Source organism: uncultured Zoogloea sp., from assembly GCF_937894855.1.
GTDB lineage: Bacteria > Pseudomonadota > Gammaproteobacteria > Burkholderiales > Rhodocyclaceae > Zoogloea > Zoogloea oryzae.
Window position 1 is genome coordinate 1 of the sequence record NZ_CALAYQ010000082.1, and the last position, 19,541, is coordinate 19,541.

General features: G+C 69.6%; 14 protein-coding genes. 5 read left to right on the forward strand and 9 right to left on the reverse strand.

Features of this window, described 5'->3' with window-relative positions:
• Positions 1–304: 304 nt before the first annotated feature.
• Both Q0672_RS10840 and Q0672_RS10845 read right to left on the reverse strand, forming a co-directional pair.
• Positions 305–736 (reverse strand): BLUF domain-containing protein, encoded by a 432-nt coding sequence (locus tag Q0672_RS10840; protein WP_298622100.1) that lies wholly within the window; start codon positions 734–736, stop codon positions 305–307.
• A gap of 80 nt (positions 737–816) precedes the next feature.
• Positions 817–1,701, reverse strand: coding sequence for a LysR substrate-binding domain-containing protein (locus tag Q0672_RS10845; protein WP_298622102.1), 885 nt, complete (start codon positions 1,699–1,701; stop codon positions 817–819).
• Positions 1,702–1,806: 105 nt separating this feature from the next.
• Here Q0672_RS10845 and Q0672_RS10850 point away from each other — a divergent pair, with 105 nt between their 5' ends.
• Together Q0672_RS10850 and Q0672_RS10855 are read left to right on the forward strand one after the other, a co-directional pair.
• Entirely contained in the window at positions 1,807–2,748 is a 942-nt protein-coding gene (locus Q0672_RS10850; protein ID WP_298622104.1) for a DMT family transporter, read from the forward strand.
• 124 nt (positions 2,749–2,872) lie between these two features.
• Entirely contained in the window at positions 2,873–4,951 is a 2,079-nt protein-coding gene (locus Q0672_RS10855) for a M13 family metallopeptidase (protein ID WP_298622106.1), read from the forward strand.
• Here Q0672_RS10855 and Q0672_RS10860 read toward each other — a convergent pair.
• Positions 4,890–5,885 carry a hypothetical protein gene (locus Q0672_RS10860; RefSeq protein WP_298622108.1) on the reverse strand — a complete coding sequence of 332 codons (996 nt, stop codon included), beginning with the start codon at positions 5,883–5,885 and terminating at the stop codon, positions 4,890–4,892. The two genes, Q0672_RS10855 and Q0672_RS10860, sit on opposite strands and share 62 nt — an antisense overlap.
• Positions 5,886–6,210: 325 nt before the next feature.
• On the opposite strand from Q0672_RS10860, the gene Q0672_RS10865 reads away from it, so the two are divergent.
• The 3 genes from Q0672_RS10865 to Q0672_RS10875 all read left to right on the forward strand — a co-directional run bounded on the left by Q0672_RS10865 (position 6,211) and on the right by Q0672_RS10875 (position 8,108).
• On the forward strand, positions 6,211–6,882 hold the full coding sequence (locus Q0672_RS10865; RefSeq protein ID WP_298622110.1) for a thiopurine S-methyltransferase: 672 nt from the start codon (positions 6,211–6,213) through the stop codon (positions 6,880–6,882).
• Between the two features lie 83 nt (positions 6,883–6,965).
• Entirely contained in the window at positions 6,966–7,397 is a 432-nt protein-coding gene (locus Q0672_RS10870) for an oxidoreductase (RefSeq protein WP_153163285.1), read from the forward strand.
• 75 nt (positions 7,398–7,472) lie between these two features.
• Complete coding sequence (locus tag Q0672_RS10875) at positions 7,473–8,108, forward strand: FMN-binding negative transcriptional regulator (RefSeq protein ID WP_298622112.1); 636 nt, start codon at positions 7,473–7,475, stop codon at positions 8,106–8,108.
• A 19-nt stretch (positions 8,109–8,127) separates the two neighbouring features.
• Here the strand turns inward: Q0672_RS10875 and pdxH are convergent, their stop codons facing one another.
• The 6 genes from pdxH to Q0672_RS10905 all read right to left on the reverse strand — a co-directional run bounded on the left by pdxH (position 8,128) and on the right by Q0672_RS10905 (position 19,535).
• Positions 8,128–8,772, reverse strand: coding sequence for a pyridoxamine 5'-phosphate oxidase (pdxH, locus tag Q0672_RS10880; protein WP_298622114.1), 645 nt, complete (start codon positions 8,770–8,772; stop codon positions 8,128–8,130).
• A 13-nt stretch (positions 8,773–8,785) separates the two neighbouring features.
• Entirely contained in the window at positions 8,786–11,473 is a 2,688-nt protein-coding gene (locus Q0672_RS10885; protein WP_298622116.1) for an AAA family ATPase, read from the reverse strand.
• Positions 11,470–12,582, reverse strand: coding sequence for a DNA repair exonuclease (locus tag Q0672_RS10890; RefSeq protein ID WP_298622118.1), 1,113 nt, complete (start codon positions 12,580–12,582; stop codon positions 11,470–11,472). The genes Q0672_RS10885 and Q0672_RS10890 overlap by 4 nt, the downstream gene beginning before the upstream one ends.
• A gap of 73 nt (positions 12,583–12,655) precedes the next feature.
• Positions 12,656–15,595: an EAL domain-containing protein gene (locus tag Q0672_RS10895; protein ID WP_298622120.1), complete on the reverse strand. Its 2,940-nt coding sequence runs from the start codon at positions 15,593–15,595 to the stop codon at positions 12,656–12,658.
• Complete coding sequence (locus tag Q0672_RS10900; RefSeq protein ID WP_298622122.1) at positions 15,592–19,002, reverse strand: response regulator; 3,411 nt, start codon at positions 19,000–19,002, stop codon at positions 15,592–15,594. Before Q0672_RS10900 ends, Q0672_RS10895 begins: the two co-directional genes overlap by 4 nt.
• Positions 18,999–19,535: a YfiR family protein gene (locus tag Q0672_RS10905; RefSeq protein WP_298622124.1), complete on the reverse strand. Its 537-nt coding sequence runs from the start codon at positions 19,533–19,535 to the stop codon at positions 18,999–19,001. The genes Q0672_RS10900 and Q0672_RS10905 overlap by 4 nt, the downstream gene beginning before the upstream one ends.
• Positions 19,536–19,541: the final 6 nt, after the last annotated feature.

The window sequence follows — 19,541 nt, forward strand, 5'->3', positions numbered from 1 at the left end:
GCCATGGCCGGGATCAATCGAAATTCGCCTCGAACACAAAATTACTGACACTCCCTTGAGTTGAACGGGTTCATGTCCGGGTTGAACAAGTTCAAGTCTGACTTGATCTTGTTCAAGGTTTACTTGAAGTGGTTCAACCCGAAGGTGAATGGCTTCATCCCGGATTTGAACAGGTTCAAGTCGGACTTGAATTGATTCAAGGTTTATTTGAACCGGTTCAAGTAAAACTTGATCTGCTGGAGCCGCCGCGGGTTTGTTGCCGCTTGAAGGGAACTCGCGCTGCCAGAAAGGGCGAGTCTTTCCGCTATTTCCCGTTCTTATCCCCGAAGGTCTTCAGCATTTCCACCGCCAGCCCGGGTGCGCCGGTGAGGGCGCTGGCGGTAAAGCCGCGTTCGAAGAACTGGGCGTAGCCCGGCCAGGTGGCGGCGTCGGCGGGGGTGAGGGCGCGGAAGCCCATGCTCCAGGTGCCAAACTCGCGGGCGGCCACCGGGCCTGCGCACAACTCGTAGATGCTGTGGTGGCGGGGGTCGGCGCGGATGCGCGACATGGTTTCGGCGACGGCGGCTTCGTCGCCTTCGAGCACCTGCATGAACGCGCCGTTGGCATACAACAGCATCCCGGTGACGGCCTGGGGCGTGTTGTGGCGCACGGAGGATTCGAGGATGGCGCGCAGCGCCTGTTCGTCCAGAAGGTGCGAAGCGCTGCTGACGTAGATGAGCTGAACAAGCCGACCCATGGCATCCGGAAGCTGTGTGTGGAAACGGCATCAGCATACACCAGCGGCGTCGGGTGGCTCGCCGGTGGCTTGCGTATGGCTTATTCCGGCACGCTGCCGGTGAGGCTCTCCACCAGCGCTGCCGCAAAGCCCGAGAGCTGCTCGCGCTTCTTCACGCATACCTTGAGATCGCGCTGGGCCCAGGGCTCCTCCAGCTCGAGGATGGCCAGCGCGGCGCCGTCGGGGATGGCGCTCCTGGGCACCATGCCGAGCCCGACGCCGGCGCCCACCATCCGGCAAACGGCCTCGAAGCTGCGTACCTGGATGCGCACTTCCAGATGCCTGCCCAGCGCGGCGGCGGCGTTCATGGTGAAGGTGTGGATCGCCGAGCCGGCGTGGAGCATCACGAAGGGGTGGTCGAGCACTTCCACGAAGGCCATGCTGGGCTGCGCGGCGATGGGGTGATCCACCGGGGCGATCAGCACCAGCCGGTCGGCCCGGTAGGGGATGCAGACCACCTCGGCGCCCTCGACCGAATCGGCCACCACGCCCACTTCCACCTCGCCCCGCGCCACCGCCATCACGATCTCGGGGCTGGTGTGTTCTTCCAGCGTGATGCTCACCTGCGGGTGGCTGCGTAGAAAGGCCGACAGGCTCTCGGGCAGGAAGGTGTGGGTGGCGTGGGTGTTGGCCCACAGATTGACGTGGCCCTTCACGCCCTTGGCGAAGGGCGAGAGGTCGGCGTGCATCTGCTCCAACTGGGCAAACACCTGGCGGGCGTGGCGCAGCAGCGCTTCGCCGGCGCGGGTGAGCTTGACCCCGCGGGCCTCGCGGATCAGCAGCGGGGTGCCGATGGATTCTTCCAGCAGACGGATGCGATGGCTGGCCGACGACGGTGCCAGATGCACCCGCTCGGCGCCGCGGGTGAGGTTGCGCAGCTCGGCAATGGCCACGAAGAGGCGCAGGTCGGTGAGGTCGTAGTGCATCAGTGTTGGTGAGTAACGAATGCTGGCTTGGGGAAAAGCCAATTTTCAGGGGCAGGGCTGGCCTTCATCATTCGTTTTATCACAACACTGGCAGGAGCGCCCCAAATGCCCTGGAAACATTGGTCCACCGAACGGATGGGCGTTGCCCTCGCGGTGCTGGCTGCCTTCGGGTTCTCGTTCAAGGCGATCTTCGTCAAGCTGGCCTACGCCGCCGCGTCGGTGGATGCCATCACCCTGCTCACCCTGCGGATGAGCTTCTCGCTGCCCATCGTGCTGGGCGTGGGCCTGTGGATCGGGCGCGCCGCGCCGCCGCTGGCCCGCGCGGACTGGGGCATCCTGGTGATGCTGGGGCTGCTCGGCTACTACGGCAGCAGCATCCTGGATTTCGTCGGGCTGCAGTACATCTCGGCGGCGCTGGAGCGGCTGATCCTGTTCGTCTATCCCACCCTCACCGTGCTGATCGGCGTGCTCTTCATGGGCAAGCGGCTGGAGCGGCGGCAGGTGGCGGCGCTGGTGCTCTCTTACGCCGGCATCGGGCTGGCCTTCGCCCACGATCTGAAGATCGCCGGCGACACCCACGCGGTGTGGCTGGGCGTGGCCTTCGTGTTCGGCTCGGCCCTCACCTACGCGCTGTACAGCGCCGGCACCGAGCTTGCGGTGCGCCGGCTCGGGGCGATCCGCTTCGCGGCGCTGGCGATCACGGTGTCCACGCTGGCCACCCAGCTCCACTTTGTGGCCACCCAGCCCCTTTCGGCGCTGGCCCAGCCGCTGCCGGTGTATCTGTATGGCGCGGGGATGGCGATCTTCTCGACGGTGTTGCCGGTGTTCTGGCAGTCGGTGGCGATCCGCCGCATCGGCGCGGCGCGGGCGGTGCTGATCGGCACTCTGGGGCCGGTGCTCACCATCTTCTTCGGCTGGGTGCTGCTGGACGAGTCCATCTCTCTGCAGCAGATGCTTGGGGCCGCGCTGGTGCTGGGCGGCGTGCTGATGGTGACCCGGCGCGCCAGCCCGCGGCCGGCCGTGGGGTTTGATGGAAAACCCGCCTGAGTGGAGACATGTGCATGACGCTGTGCGCACGTCATGGCGAAACCTTAAAATGTGTGGGCTGCCGCCCGGCCTTGTGAGGTGCCTGCGGAAGGGCTCCCCCACCAACCGGAATCAAGGAATCGTCATGAGCAGGGTTCAATCGGGTTGTATCTCTTCAGTCAAACGCATCCTGCTGGCCGTGCCGGCGCTGATGCTGATGGGCGCCGTCGCCCATGCGGACACCACCGCCACCGGGCCGACCTTCGGGCAGTGGGGCGTCGAGACCCGCTACATCGCCCCGGAGATCGCGCCGGGCGACGACTTCTACCGCCACGTGAACAAGGGCTGGCTCGACACCGCCCGGATCCCCGCCGGCCTGCCCATGAACGGCGCCTTCGTGGCCCTGGCCGTCAGCACCGAGCAGCAGCTGCAGGTGTTGATCGACGAGCTCCAGGCCCAGCGCCCGGCCCCCGGCACGCTGGCCCAGCAGGTGGCCGACCTGCAGGCCAGCTACCTGGACGTCGCGCGCCGCAACGCCCTGGGCAGCCGCCCGCTCCAGGCCGGGCTGGACGAGATCCTGGCCCTCGATGACCGGCGCGCCCTGTCGCGCCACATGGGCAAGCTGGGCCAGCGGCCGGTGGTCGACGTCGTGGTGGACCGCGACGCGGTCGATCCTTCCCGCTACCTGCTGCAGATCGCCCAGGGCGGCCTGGGGATGCCGGGGCGGGATTACTACCTCACCAACGAAGAACCCTACATCGGCCTGCGCAGCGCCTACCGCGACTACATCGAGGGCGTGTTCCAGCGCGCCGGTGTCGGCGACGGCAAGGCCCGCGCCGAGGCGATCGTCGCCTTCGAGACGGCGCTGGCCGCCACCCAGTGGACGCCGGAAGCCCAGCGCGACCCGATCCGGACTTACCACCCCGTGTCGGTGAAGGCCCTTGCCCGCTACGCCCCCGGCATCGACTGGCAAGGCCTGTTGGCCGAGCGGGGCTTCGACGGCGTGAAGCGCGTCAATCTGATGAACGACACCGCGGTGAAGGGCGCGGCCGAGCTGTTCAGCAAGACGCCCGTCGACACCCTGCGGGCCTACCTCGCATTCCACTATCTGGACAACCGGGCCCCGCTGCTCTCCCAGGCCTGGGTGGATGCCAGCTTCGACTTCCACCAGCGGCGCCTCGGCGGCATCGCCGAGCCCCGGCCCCTCGACAAGCAGGCGCTGGATTTCCTCGGCACCGAGCCGATGGCCGAACAGGTGGGCCAGCTTTACGCCGCGCGCTACTTCCCGCCCGAGTACAAGGCCGCCATGGAGAAGCTGGTGGGCTTCCTGCGCGCCGCCTTCCGGGAGCGCCTGGCCCAGGCCGCCTGGATGGACGCCCCCACCCGCAAGGCCGCCATCGCCAAGCTCGACGCCATCACCTTCAAGATCGGCTACCCGGACAAATGGCACGACATGAGCAGCGTGAAGGTGGCCCGCGACGACCTGCTGGGCAACGTGATGCGCTACGAGGCCTGGGCCCGTCAGGACGCCCGCGCCAAGCTCGCCGGCCCGGCGCGCACGTGGGAATGGCCCGAGTACATCACGCCCCAGGTCATCAACGCCGACTACAACCCCAACGCCAACGCCATCGCCTTCCCGGCGGGCATCCTGCAGGCGCCGTTCTTTGATCCGAAGGCCGACCCGGCGATCAACTACGGCGCCATCGGCATGGTGATCGGCCACGAGATGGGCCACGGCTTCGACGACCAGGGCAACCGCTTCGACGGCAAGGGCGTGATGCGCAACTGGTGGACCGAGAAGGCCCGCGCCGGCTTCGAGCAGCGCGCCCGGCAGCTGGTGGCCCAGTACGACCGCTATTCGCCGCTGCCTGGCCTCAACGTGAGCGGCAAGCTCACCCTCGGCGAGAACATCGGCGACCTGGGCGGCCTCACCATCGCCTGGACGGCCTACCAGAAGCTGGTGGCCACCGAGTACGCCGGCAAGGCGCCGGTGATCGACGGCTATACCGGCGAGCAGCGCTTCTTCCTGGGTTACGCCCAGCTGTGGCGCTCGCAGTACAACGAGGGCTTCCTGCGCCGCATCACCCTCACCGATGCCCACAGCCCGGGCGAGTTCCGGGTCAATGGCGTGCTGCGCAACTTCGGGCCGTGGTACGACACCTTCAACGTGAAGCCCGGCAACGCGCTGTATCTGCCGCCGGAAGCGCGGGTGAGCATCTGGTGATCGGGGCGCCGCTTACCGGGCGAGCAGCGTGAGCGTGCGCGCCCGGTAGTCCCACACCGTCACGTACTGGCGGAGAAACTGATAGCCCAGCCCCACCCGGTTGTGGGGGGGCAGTGGTGAAGCTGAGCGCCCCCACGTCGTGGAGCGCCTGCCCGTCGTGGCTGAGGCCGCCGAGGCTGGCCACCCGGCGGGCCTCGTAGGCGCCGTAGGTGTAGGGGCTGGCGCTGATGTGCAGCCGGCCCTGGCTTTCCAGCCGGGCCTGCATGGCCGCGGTGAGCTCCAGCGTGCCGAGGTTGCCGGTGTCGAAGCGGGCGGTGATCGTCTCCTCGCCGATCCGGATATCCACCTCGGGCATCTTTCCATCCACCCCGGTGGGGGTGAAGGGCAGGGTGGCGACCACCCGCGCCGGGTCGATCACCCGGTCATCCCGGCCGTAGGGGTGGAAGGCGATGGTCTGGGCGTCGTAGTCGATCACGAACACGTAATCGCGGTTGAAACCGTGGCCGATGCTGCCCAGGAAGGCCGGGGTGTAGGCGGCTTCGAGAAACTGCCAGTCGGTGTGGATGAGGCCGGGCACCGCGTCGAGGCGCACGTCCCGGCCGATCTCGATGGCGACCGGCGCGCGCTGCCGGTACAGCACCATCGGCTGCCCGGATGCCGCGTGGCCCTCGCCGATCCGGCTGTCCTTCGCCAGCGGCAGGTAGTGGTTGTTCAGGAAGAACGGGAACTCGGTGCCCGTATCGAACATGAACTTGCCCCGCCGGCCATCCACCGCCCCGTCGATCAGGATGTGCCCGTTGAAGGTGTAGAAGGGCAGCGTGAAGCCGGTTTCGGCGGCGGGCCGGGCCTCGTCGGCGGACGCCAGGCCGGGTGCGAGGAGGCTCATCCCCGCGAGCATCCATCTGGCGAGCATCGTGTGGGGCTTTCGGTTCATGGGCACGGCTTTCCGGGTGGGGATCGAGGGCGCATTAGAGCACCGGGCCATGACGTCGGCAATTGCCGGCAGCGGTGGCCCGCCCGGCGGGAGAATTCCGTTTCCCTTTTGCCCGGCCCGGGCCATACTGCACTGACGATGCGGTGCACCAAAAGGCGCGCCGGCATCGGTTCATGCCAACTTGACCACCGATCGACGCCTGCCAGCCGGGCGCCGGTGCCTGGCATCGCTCCGCCGGTATGGCAGCGGGGAAACCCGTGGCGGTGCGGCAAGCGGTCGCGCGCAGTGCCGTCCATTCAATCCTCCCCGAAAGGACGGACGCGTCATGCCCAACCGCGACAACGAGCGCTGGCAGCAGTGCTGGCGGGATCACGAGATCGGCTTCCATCAGGCGGCGGTCAATCCGCTGCTGATCCGCTACTGGCCGGCGCTCGGGCTTGCCGCGTCGGACAAGGTCTTCGTGCCCCTGTGCGGCAAGAGCCGCGATCTGCTGTGGCTGCACCAGCAGGGCCACGAGGTGATCGGGGTGGAGCTGAGCCCCATCGCCGCCCGCGCCTTCTTCAAGGAAAGCCACCTCCAGCCGGTGCGCCACAAGCTGGGCGCCTTCACCCGCTGGAGCAACGGCCGGCTGGCGATCCACTGCGGCGACTTCTTCGCACTCACCGCCGCCGATCTGGGCGACGTGAAGGCGATCTACGACCGGGCGTCCCTCACCGCGCTGCCCGAGGAGCTGCGGGCCGCCTATCTCGCCCACCTGCGCGCCATCGTGCCCGCCGATTGCCGGATTTTGCTGCTCACCACCGAGGACGCCGAAGACCACGAGACCGACGAGGAAATCCTCGCCATCTCGGCGGAGATCGCCGGGCTTTACGGGCGGCTCTTCAATGTGGAGCTGAAGAGCGCCCAGTGCTTTCTCGAGGCCCTGCCCGACGGCGCCCCGGGCGAGCTGGGCCGGGTGGTCCAGAAGGTGTACTTCCTCACCCCGAAGCCGGTTTAGCCGGCCATCGTTGCCCGTGCGCGATCCGGCTTCAATCCGCTGCCCGTGCTGCCGTTAAAACTGTCTTTGAACAGGGATGGAGCATGAGCCTGCGATATTCCCACGAAGAACTGTTCCGCAGCCTGCAGGCGCTCGAAGAAGCCACGTTTCCGAAGGTGTGCCGCAACTGTGGTCAGGCGTATGCCGACGCCGAGGAGTTTCTGGCCGCCACCCGCCAGGTGCGGGCCGATCATTCCGGGCTCAAGGCGAGCATCGACGATGACGGTAGCGCCGTCGTCGAGGTCTTCCGCAACTGCGTGTGCGGGTCGACCCTGCTCGAAGTCTTCTACGATCGCCGCGACCAGACCGCGAACGGGCTCAAGCGGCGCCAGCGCTTTGGCGAGCTCCTCGACAAGCTGCTTGCCGACGGCGTCGATTTTCAGGTGGCGCGCACCGAGCTGCTGAAGGTCGTCCGCGGCCAGCCCCACAATCTCATCGGCCTGATCCGCGCCACCAAGGACGGCGCCGGCGACTGAGCCCGCCGGGGGATTCCCGGCCCCGCGGCAACATGGGACGATGGCGCCCATCCGATCCCTCGCCCCGCTGCCGCCATGTACATCCCGCCCGCCTTCCGCGAATCCGACCCCGACGCCCTGCACGCGCTGATGCGTGCGCACCCGCTGGCCTTGCTCGTCACCCACGGGCCGGGCGGGCTGATGGCCTCGCCGGTGCCCTTTCTGATCTACCCGGATGAAGGCGAGCACGGCGTGCTGCGCGCCCACGTGGCCCGGGCCAATCCCCACTGGCGGGAGCTGGCCGGGCTGGACGAATGTCTGGTGGTGTTCCAGGGCGAGGAGGGCTACGTGACGCCCTCGTGGTATCCCTCCAAGGCGGCCACCGGCAAGGTGGTGCCCACCTGGAACTATGCCACCGTGCACGCCTGGGGCCGCCCGACGGTGGTGGAGGACGCGGGCTGGCTGCGCCGCCAGATCGGCGACCTCACCCGGCTGCAGGAAGATCGCCGCCCCGAACCGTGGGCGGTGGATGACGCCCCGGCGGATTTCATCACCGCGCAGATGAAGGCCATCGTCGGCATCGAGATCCCCATCGTGCGGATCGAGGGCAAGTGGAAGATGAGTCAGAACCGCCCCGCCGAAGATCGGGCCGGCGTGGCGGCGGGCCTGGCGGATGCTGCCGACCCCCACCACGACGCGGCGCTGGCCGACGCGGTGAAGCGCCGCCTGTAAGCCCGCCGGGCTCAGGCCCTCAGGGCGCCAGCCGGGCCTTGTGCCACTGGCTGCCCTGCAGCCGGTAGGCGATGCGGTCGTGCAGGCGCGACGCGCGGCCCTGCCAGAACTCCCAGTAATCCGGCACCAGCCGGTAGCCGCCCCAGTGGGGCGGGCGGGGCGGGTTGAGGCCAAACTTGAGCCCGTACTCCGCCGCCCGGGCGACGATGGTGCCCCGGCCCGGGATGGTCTCGCTCTGGGGCGAAGCCCAGGCGCCGATGCGGTGAGTCAGCGGCCGGCTGGCGAAGTAGGCGTCGGATTCCTCGGCCGACACCTTCTCGACGCGCCCCTCGATGCGCACCACCCGCTCCAGCTCCACCCAGTGAAACTGCAGCGCCGCGAAGGGCTGGTGTTCCAGCTCGCGGCCCTTGCGGCTGGCGTAGTTGGAAAACCACACGATGCCCCGGGCGTCGCAGCCCTTGATGAGCACCACGCGGGTGGACGGCCGGCCGTCCGGGCCGACGGTGGCGAGGGTCATCGCGTTGGGTTCGGGCAGGCCGCGGGCGAGGGCTTCGTCCAGCCAGGCGGTGAACTGGGCGGTGGGTTCGGCGGCCACCTGGTCTTCGTCCAGGCTGCCGTGCTCGTAGCTCTTGCGCAGGTCGGCGAGGTTGGGCTTGTCGGTCATGGTGGGCTCCGGGTCAGGTGGTCGATTGGACGCCGGCCGGGGCGCGCAGGTTCGCGATGGCCCGCGGCGCCACGCCCAGGTCGCGCCAGTCTTCCGGGTGGCAGCTGAACAGCAGGATCTGGTGGCGGGTGGCGGCGTCGAAGAGCACGCGCTTCATCTGGGCGAGGCGTTCGGCGTCGCTGTGGACCAGCGCGTCGTCGAGGATGATCAGTGTCGGCCGGCCGGCTTCCTTCAGCAGGTCGGCGTAGGCGAGGCGGCTGATGACGCCCATCTGCTCCCGGGCGCCGAAGCTGAGGGCATCGAAGGGGCCGGTCTCGGTTCCGGCGCTGCCGTTGGGCCCACGGCGGGTGAGGGCGCCGGGCTGCAGGCGTTCGTCGATCTCCAGGCTGGCGTCGGGGAAGAGCAGGTGCAGGTAGTGATCGAGATGGTGCTTGAGGGGCGCCTGCAGGCGCCGGGTGAGGGCCTTGCGGCGGGCCTGCAGCAGCCCCAGCAGGTGATCGAGCGCGCCGGCCCGGCGGGCGAGCTCGGCCCGGCGGCGCTGGGCCTGGGCGAGGTCGCGGGCGACTTCGGCGCGCTGCTCGTCGAGGCCCAGGGCGCCGGCGGTCTGGAGCTCCACGTCGAGGCGCAGCAGGGCGTCGCGGCGTTCGGCGAAGCGCTTTTCGTGGAGTTCGGCGCTGCGGGTGAAGCGCTCCACGTCCTGCCGGAGCAGCTCGGGGCGGGCCGCGTCGATCTGGCGGGCGAGGGCCTCGATGCGGCTGGCGAGGGCGGCCTGGGCGGCCTGGGTGTCGATGAGGTCGGTGCGCGCGCGGGCCACGCTGTCGGCCCGCCCGGGGGCGTCGAGCACGGCCTGGGCGGCGGCGGCTTCGCGGCCGGCGGCGGCGTGGGCGGCTTCGGCGGTGGCGGCGTCGGCCTGGGTTCGGGCGAGCTGCGTGGCGAGGGTGTCCGCCGCGTGGCGGGCGGCGTCCTCGGCGGCCTCGGCTTCGGCGATGGTGGGCGGCGGGGTGTCGGGCGCGGCGGGCAGGCGGTCGAGGGCCTGCTGGGCGTCGGCGGCGCGGGCGAGCTGGGCGTCGCGCTCGTTCCGCAGGGCGTCGAGGCTGCGGGGGGCGAGATCCTTCAGCCGGGCGGCGGCGGCCTTCACCTCGAAGTCGAGCTGCTGGCCGGCGCGCTGGCGGGCCTCGGCGGCTTCGAGGGAGTCGAGGCCCAGGCGCGCCAGGTGGGCGGCGTGGGCGTCGGCGAGGTCGATGCCGGCCTGGGCCAGCCGGGCCAGATCGGCGCCGCCGGGGGTGATGGTGAGCTGGCCGATGCCGGGCAGCGCGACGCGGGTGGCCTCGAGGAGCTGGCGCTCGCCGCTGCCGCTCACCGGGTCGTCGCCGATGCGGATCGTGCGGCCGTCGTCGAGGGCGAACTGCAGCCGGGTGGCGGCGGCGGACTGGCGGATGCGGTTTTCGTCGAGCTTGCGCTGGCGCTCGCGCAGGGCGGTGAAGTCGGCGTCGTCGAGGCGGCTGGCGGCGGCCTGGGCCTGCAGGGCGCGCAGGGCGGCCTGGGCGGTTTCGGCCTCGGTGAGGCGGGCGGCGCCGTCGGCGGCCTGCTGGCGCAGGGTGGCGAGCTGGGCGGCAAGCTGCTGCCGGGTGTCTTCCTGGCGGGCGAGGCGCAGGGCCTGGCGGGCGGTGTCGGCGGCGCGGGCGGCGTCGGCGTGGCGGGCCTGCCACTGGGCGGACTGGCGGCGGGCGTCGTCGGCCCGGCGCGCGGCCTCGATGACGTCGGTGTGGCGGCGGCGGGCGTCTTCTTCCTGGCGGGCGAGGGTGTCGAGCTGCTGGCGCAGCAGGCGGACGCGCGCGTCGAACTGGCCGGCCTGCTGGCGGGCGGCGGAGAGGTCGCGCTCCACGTCCTGGATGGCGGCGAGGCGTTCGGCGGCGTCCCGGGCCTGGGCGCGGAAGCCGAGCCAGGGCTGCTCGGCTTCTTCGGCGCGGTGCTCGCGGCGCAGGGCGGCGAGGTTGTCCACCTGCCGGCAGTAGCTGGCGATGGCGCCGTCGAGTTCGGCGAGGCGGGCTTCGAGGGCGGCGACCTGGCTTTCGGCGTCGGCGAAGGGGCCGCGGGGACGGCCGCCGGCTGGCGTGAGAAGCTCGTTGCGGGCGGCTTCGACCTTGGCGAGGATGGCGTCGCCGCGGCTGCTGGCGACTTCGCCGAGGGATTGGTCGAGAGATTGGCCGAGCACCCGGTTGAGGTGGCCGGCGGCGTGGCTGACCGGCTCGGCGATGGAGTGGGCGGTGCCCTGAGTGATCCACAGCAGGCCGGGGATGCCCCAGTGCTCGCTCTTGCTGCTGCCTTTCTGGGCGAACTGGAAGCCGAGGAGTTCGGCCAGCTGGTCCTCGGCGTCGGCGCCGTCGAACTGGCGGGCGCCCAGTTGGAGGTCGCAGCGGGCGCGGCCGAGGAAGCGCTTGGCGAGCCGGCAGGGCTGGCCGTTGAGGGTGAAATCCAGCTCGATGGTGGGCGCGGCGGCGGTGTCGCCCCAGGGCTGCAGATCATCGACGCTCTTGGAGCGGTGGCGCTCGAAGAAGGCGGCGCGGATGGCGGCGACGAGGGTGCTCTTGCCGGCTTCGTTGGGGCCGGTGAAGACGTTGAGGCCGGGCTCGAAGCCGGTGATCTCCAGCGGCTGGCGGAACTGACGGAGCTGCTCGACGCGCAGGCGGGTGAGTTTCATCGGGCGGCGCTCCGGTCGTCGGCGAGAAAGCCGGCCAGCAGGGACAGGGCGTCCCGGGCGGGGCCGTCGGGGCGGGCCTTGAGGTCGGCGCCCAGCTCGGCGATCACGTCGCCCAGATAGCCGTCGGCGTCGAGGGCGGCGATGTCGGCGTCGGTGGGTTCGAGGCGCAGGGCGTCGAGATCGGCGCTGAGGCTGCGGGCCTTGCCGCCGGCGCGGGCGATGGCGTCCTGCAGGCGGCGGTGGCCGGCGAGGTCGGTCTGGCCGCTGACGTTGATCTGCACCACGTCGGCCGGGCCGAAGGCGTCGATGCGTTCGAGGGCGGCGTCGAGATCGGTGGGCACCTGCAGGTCGATGGCTTCGCTCAGCCAGCGGTACTGGCCGGTGGCGACGGGCGTGACTTCGGGCAGCGCGCCGGGGCCGGCAAGGCGGACGAGCAGGGCCTGGCCGGAGTCGTTGGCCCGGTGGCGGTCGGTCTCGGGGGTGCCGGCGTACCAGCAGCGTTCATCGACCCGGCGGGTGCCGTGCCAGTCGCCGAGGGCCAGATAGTCGAGGCGGGCCTGGGCGGCGCGGCCGGCGGCGATGGGGTTGGAGGAGTCGATGCCGTCGGCCAGCAGGCCCTGCACGCTGCCGTGGGCGAGGCCGATGCGCGGCAGGCCCGCGGGGGTGTCGGCGCCGGCGAACCATTCGGTGAGGTCGGTGTGGGTGATGCGCTGGGTGAGGGGCGCGGGGAGGATCGCCAGCCCGGCGACGATGAGCGGGGCGGGCTGCAGGCACACGTGCACGTTGGCCGGGATCGCGCCCAGCCGGGCGGCGCGAGTCCACACCGATTCGGCGAGGCCGGCGTCGTGGTTGCCGGGGATCATCACCCACGGCCCGGCAAAGCCGGCCATGGCGTTGAAGAGGCGGTAGATGGTGCGGTCGGCGACGCCCTGGGCGTCGAACACGTCGCCGGCGACGAGCACGGCGTCGGCCCGGTGATCGGTGGCGAGGTGGGCGAGGCGCTCCACGGCGGCGAAGCGGGCCTCGGCGAGGAGGGCTGCGTCGTCGGGGTCGAACTGGCCGAAGAGCTTGCCGATCTGCCAGTCGGCGGTGTGCAGGAGGGTGATCACGGGCGGCAATCGAAAACGGGGAGGCGGCGCGGATTGTGGCACGCCCGGCCCGCGGACGGGGCTGGGTGCCGGGTCAGGCGAGGCAGAAGGCTTCGAGCTGGTCGGCCGGCACCGCGCGGGAATACAGGTAGCCCTGGGCGTAGTCGCAGCCGATCTGGCGCAGCAGGTCGCGCTGGAGCTCGGTCTCGACGCCTTCGGCGATGACCTTCAGGCCCAGCTTGTGGGCCATCACGACGATGGCTTCGCAGAGGGCGAAGTCGGGGGCGTCGGGGCTCAGGTTGCGGGTGAAGGACTGGTCGATCTTGAGCACGTCGATGTCGAACTTCTTGAGGTAGGCGAGCGACGAGTAGCCGGTGCCGAAGTCGTCGATGGCCACCCCGATGCCGGCGTCACGGAAGCGCAGCAGGATGTCGAGGATGCCCGGCTCGGTGTTCATCAGCAGGCCTTCGGTGATCTCGATGACCAGGTTGGCGCCGGGCAGGTCGCCGCTGGCGAGGAGTTCGGCCCACTGGCGGCAGCTGGGGCCGCTGACGTTGAACTGCACCGGTGACAGGTTCATGCTCACCTGGAAGTCTTCGCCGAGGGTGTCGCGCCAGCGGCGGGCCTGGCGGATGACCTGGCGGAAGACCCAGTCGCCCAGGTCGTGGATGATCCCGGTGTCTTCGGCGACGGGGATGAACACCGCCGGGCTGACCGTGCCCTGGGTGGGGTGCTTCCAGCGCAGCAGGGCTTCGGCCTTGGTGACGCGGTTGGTGTCGAGCTCGACGATGGGCTGGTAGTAGACCTCGAGCTGTTCGGCCTCGACCGCCCGGCGCAGCTCGCCGGCGAGGTGCACGCGCTGCTCGGCGCTCTGCTGGAGGGCGCGGGTGAAGAAGCGGAAGCAGCCCCGGCCGGCGTCCTTGGCGAGGTACATGGCCTGGTCGGCGTGCTTGATGAGCTCGCTGATGGTGAGGCCGTCCTCGGGGAACACCGCGATGCCGATGCTGGCCGAGACGAAGTGTTCCTGGTGGGCGAGGAGGAAGGGTTCGGACAGGCGGTCGATGATGTCCTGGGCGATCCGGCCGATCTCGCTGCCGCCGTGGAGCTCGGACAGGATCACGGTGAATTCGTCGCCGCCCAGCCGGGCCACGGTGTCGTAGTCGCGCACGCACTGGCGGATGCGGCTGGCGGCTTCGATGAGGAGCAGGTCGCCGATCTCGTGGCCCTGGGTGTCGTTCACTTCCTTGAAGCGGTCGAGGTCGATGAACAGCAGGCCAACCGTGGTGCCGTTGCGCTGGGCCTTGCGCACCTCGCGCTCCATGCGGTCGTTGAACAGGCGGCGGTTGGGCAGGCGGGTGAGGTGGTCGTAGTTGGCCTGGGTCCAGATGAGGTTGTCGACCTTCTTCTTCTCGGTGATGTCGGAGAACAGCACGACGCGCCGATGCACCGAGGCGTCCTCGCGATACACGGTGCTGACGGTGGCCCAGGCGATGAACTCGCGGCCGTCCTTGCGTCGGCTGGTGATCTCGCCCTGCCAGCGGCCGGTGGTGTTGACCGCCGCCCACAGGTGCCGGTAGGGCTCGGGGTCGGAGGGGTCGGCGGGCAGCATCACGGGTTCGTGGCCGGCGGTTTCTTCCTGGCTGAAGCCGGTGATCTCGGTGAAGGCCGGGTTGACGGTGAGCACCCGGTTGGTGGCGTCGATCACCATCACCGCCTCGGAGGTGGTGGCGAACACCGTGGCGGCCAGGTGGAGTTCTTCTTCGGCGCGGACCCGGCTGGTGATGTCGCGGTTGCTGCCGCGGCTGCCGAGGAAGCGCCCGCGGGCGTCCACCACGGGCTGGCAGATGTGCTCGATCCAGCGCTCGGAGCCGTCCCGGGCGCGGATGCGGAAGTTGAGCAGGTGGTGGCCGCTGGGCGAGGGCTGCTGCTCGTCGTGGGCGTCCCAGATGGGGAGGTCGTCGGGGTGGATGATCTTGCGCATCAGGCCGGGGTCGCCGACGAAATCCACCGCGCTGTAGCCGGAGACGTCCTGGCAGGCTGGCGAGACGTACAGGTAGCGGCCCTGGGGGTCGATCCAGTATTCCCAGTTGGGGGAGTACTCGGCCAGGATGCGGTACTTCTCCTTGCTCTCGGCGAGGGCCTCGTTGGCTTCCTGCAGCGAGGCCATGCGCTCTTCGATGAGCTGTTCGAGGGAGCGCTGGAGGCGGCTGAGATCCAGGTGGGTGCGCACCCGGGCGCGCACTTCGTCAATGTCGAAGGGCTTGGTGATGTAGTCGGCGGCGCCGATGGAGAAGCCGTGGAGCTTGTCCACCACGCTGTCGGCGACGGTGACGAAGATCACCGGGATGCGGCCGCCGCTGGGGCTGGACTTGATCCGCCGGCACACCTCGTAGCCGTCCATGCCCGGCATGATGATGTCAAGGAGCACCAGATCGGGCGGGTTGGGGCCGGTGGCCAGTTCGACCGCGCGCTGGCCGTTGGCGGCCACCATGATTCGGTAGTCTTCGTGGAGCGCGGTGGACAGGCCGTGGAGGTTCTCGGGGATGTCGTCCACCAGCAGCAGGGTGGGCTTCTCGGCGCGCAGCACGGCTTCGGCGCCGTTGCCGGCGGCGGTCTTGCGGCGGTGGCAGCGCAGTTCGAGCTGGTTGCGCACGCGCAGCAGCAGGAGCTCGGGATTGACCGGCTTGGTGACGTAGTCGGCGGCGCCCAGGCGCAGGCCGACGGCTTCGTCGGCGGTTTCGGCCAGGGCGGTGACGAAGATCACCGGGATGTCGGCGGTGGCGGGATCGGACTTGAGGCGGTGGAGCACCTCGTAGCCGTCCATCCCGGGCATCCGGATGTCGAGGAGGATCAGCTCGGGGGCCGGCTGGCGGGTGGCCAGATCGAGGGCCTTGGGGCCGGAGGTGGCGACGACGACGGCAAAATCGTTGCGCAGGATGCCGACCAGCACGTGCAGGTTCTCGTGCACGTCATCGACGATGAGGATGCGCGGCTTGTGGTTCTTGTCGGCGGGTGCGGCGGGGGTCTCGTTCATGGCGGGCCGGCCAGTTCAGCGTGCAGGCGTTTGAGCAGGGCGATGGCTTCGTCGATCTCGAAGAGATCGAGCTTCTCGGCGATCTCCCGGATGACGGTTTCCACCGCCGTGCCGGCGACGCCTGCGCGCAGCGTCGTCATGACCGCCTGGGCAGCGCCCAGGTCGGATTCCAGCAATTCGATCAATTGTGCCACCTGTTGGCCTGCCTCGGCAGGCTCCATGCTGGCGGCGGATGGCGCGGCTTCCGGCGGGGTTTCGAGGCGCTCGATGTCGGCCATCACCTCGCCCAGCAGCCGGGCCATCCGGGACAGATCGGCGGGCTCGGGGCGGGTCTCCTGCTTGAGCTGGTTGTCGATGTCGGTCACGCAGGCGAACAGGGCGTCGGCGCCGATGTTGCCGCAGACGCCCTTGAGGGCGTGGCAGAACTCCTCGGCTTCCCGCAGGGGGCGCTCGTCGATCATCGTGGCGAGGGTGTCGGCGGCGCCGGCGTAGCGGGCCCGGAAGCGCAGGAGCTGCTTGCGGTAGGCGCCCTGGTCGCCACCGATGCGGCGCACGCCCTGCTCGCAGTCGATGGTGGTCAGGCGGTGCAGGTCGTCATCGAGGTTGCTGGTGCTGGCGGGCAGCAGCTGGGCGGTCTGGGGAATCTGGAGCCAGCGGGCGAGGGTGGCCTGCAGGCGATCCGGCGCCACGGGCTTGGTGATGTGGTCGTTCATGCCGGCGGCGAGGCTGCGCTGCTCGTCGTGGGCCATCGCCAGGGCGGTCATGGCGATGATCGGCAGATCGCGGAAGCGTTCGCCGCCGGGCTGATTGCCCAGGGCGCGGATCTGCCGGGCGGCTTCGAGGCCGTCCATCACTGGCATGTGGATGTCCATCAGTACTGCCGCGTAGGCGTTTTCGCGGACCATTGCGACGGCCTCGGCGCCATTCACGGCGGAATCGACCACGGTGTTCATGCTGCGCAGCAGCTCGGTGGCGAATTCGCGGTTGATGTCGTTGTCTTCGACCAGCAGCAGGCGCGCGCCGCGCAGATCGCAGCTGCCCGGGCGCAGGGCGCTGGCGCGCCGCTCTTCGAGAATGCGCCCGCGGCCGAGGCTGGTGAGGATGGTGTCGAGGAGCATCGACGGCGACACCGGCTTGACCAGGAAGGCGTCGGCGCCGGCCTGCTCGGAGGCGCGGATGACGTCCTCGCGGCCGTAGGCGGTGATCATCACGATCTTCGGCTTGTGCTGGATGGCCGGGTTGGCCTGGATGCGCCGGGTGACTTCATCGCCGTTCATCATCGGCATGCGCCAGTCCATCAGCACGATGTCGAAGGGTGGGTCGGCGGCCTGGAGCATGGCCATCGCGGTGGGGCCGTTGGAGGCGACGCTGACTTCCAGGTGGAAGAAACGCAGCATCTCGGCAACGATCTCCCGCGAGACCTCGTTGTCGTCCACCACCAGCACGTGGATGCCGGCGAGCAGCGGGCCGGCCTTCTCCACAAGCCGCTGGCGGTGGGTGCGGGCTTCGGGCGAGACCTTGAGATGCACGGTGCAGCACACCGTGGTGCCCTTGCCCGGGGCGGATTCCTCGATCCAGATCCGCCCGTCCATCAGCTCGACCAGGTGCTTGCTGATGGCGAGGCCGAGGCCGGTGCCGCCGAAGCGGCGGGTGGTGGTCTGGTCGGCCTGGGTGAATTTCTGGAACAGCCGGCTGACGAGTTCGGGCGTCATGCCGATGCCGGTGTCGCGGATCGAGAAATGCAGGGTGAGGTCGGTGTCGGTGGCCTCGATGCAGCGGAAGGCGAGTTCGACTTCACCCTTCTCGGTGAATTTGACCGCGTTGCTGCACAGGTTGAGCATGATCTGGCCGAGGCGCAGCGGGTCGCCCACCAGCACCGGCGGGATGGTGACGTCGTAGCGGATCAGGAACTCTATGCCCTTCTGTTCGGCCTGCAGGACGATGGTGTCCTTGAGCTGTTCGAGCACCGCGTCGAGGCCGAACTCGATGGATTCGATTTCGAGCTTGCCGGCCTCGATCTTCGAGAAGTCGAGGATGTCGTTGATGATGCCCAGCAGCGAATGGGCGGCGCCCTGGGCCTTGGAAAGGTAGTTCGAGAGGCCGGGCGGCAGCTCGGTCTTGAGGGCCAGGTAGAGCATGCCGATGATGGCGTTCATCGGGGTGCGGATCTCGTGGCTCATGGTGGCGAGGAACTCGGACTTCATCCGCGAGGCGTCCTCGGCGAGGGTCCTGGCGCGGATCATCTCGTCCATCGCGGCGCGCTCGGCGGTGATGTCCTCGACGACGCCCACCATGCCGCGGGACGGGTCGGCGGCGTCGATCACCCGGGCCGACATGCGCACCCACATCCGGCCGGCCTCGGGCTGGGGGATTTCCAGCTCGCGGCGGATCGTCTCGCCCCGGGCCAGGGCGGCCTCGACCTCGGCGCCTTCCGGGCCGCTGCGCCACAGGCTGGCGAGTTCGCTGGCGGTGACGTCGCCGAGGCCGAACATCTCGTCCATGCGCCGGTTCTGGTGGGTGATGGTGCCGTCGCGCACCAGCACGATGCCCACGCTGGCCGAGTCGAACAGGGCCTGGAGCTCGGCGGTGCGGGCCCGCACCCGTTCTTCGAGTTCTTCGTTGGCGAGCTTGAGCTGGGCTTCGTTGTCGGACAGCCGGTGGTTGCTGTTGATGAGGGCCTGGTTGCGCTCCTCGATGGCGTCGAGCATGCCGTTGAAGACATCCACCAGGGTGCCCACCTCGTCCTCGCTCTCGGCGCTGGCGCGCAGGCGGTAGTCCTTGTTGGTGGAGATCGTCTTGACGGTGCGGGTGAGGCGCTCGATCGGCCCGGCGACGACGCGCTGCCAGCGGGTGGCGGCCAGCAGGGCGATGAAGGACACCGCCAGGGCGATCAGCCCGGCGAACAGCAGGTAGTCGCGCCACAGCTGGTTGAGCTCGGCAAAGCTGGCGCGGATGAACACGGTGCCCAGCTGCACGCCGTCCTCGATGACCGGTTCGGTGAGATGCAGGTAGCCGTCTTCGATCACCGTGCCGCCAGCAGTGGCGGGGGGCGGGAAGCGGAAGGGGCGTTCCTCGCCGCTGTCGTAGCGGGCGAAGACGCGTCCGTCGGCGTCGTAGACGCAGGCGGCGACGATGGCCCGCTTGACCTTCAGGGCGGTGAGGGTCTCGCTCACGACCTTGTCGTCGTTGAAGATGAGGGCGGCGGTGCTGCGGTTGGCGACGATGCGGGCAAGCGTGGAGAGATCGCTGACCAGCTGGTCGGTGACGCGCATCCGTTCGTAGGCGACGAAGCCGGCGGCCTGGACGATCAGTGCGACCACGCTGGTCAGCACGATGAGCAGGACCAGCTTGGTCTTGATCTGCATGCGGTCGAAGAGGCCGCGCTTGTCGGGAGCGGGCTGCATCATTGCACCGTTCTCGCCAGTTCGAGCAGCTTGGCGCTGATCTTGAGGTTGGCCTGGCGGGCCGCGTCGGGGTTGATGTCGAGCTTGATCCGCCCGTTGTCGGAGAAGAAGCCGACGATGCCGCCCGCCGAGGCGAAGCCGTCCACGTCGCTGATGGTGAGGACGCTGCCGCGCAGCCGGCCGAGGATGTCCTGCCAGCGACGTTCGGAGCGGCCGATGAAGAGGGCGTTGCAGCCCGCGAGATCGGTGCCCGGGTCCATGACGACCCGCAGGCTGCGATCCTTGATCTGCTTGCCGGAGAGCTCGGCGAGGAGCTGGCCCACGGCGTCGGTGCCGGCGACGCACAGGCGCAGGGGTTCGCTGCCGGCCTGGGGCCAGTCGACGAACTTGAGCACATGAAACACGTAGGCGGCCTTGATCTTGGCTTCGAGTTCGCCGGCGGCCCAGGCCGGGGCGTGGGCGAAGGCCAGCAGCAGGCTCAGCAGCCAGCCCAGGACGAACGGGCTGCGGCGTGATCGGGAGGCAGATGCGCGCATCGCGTG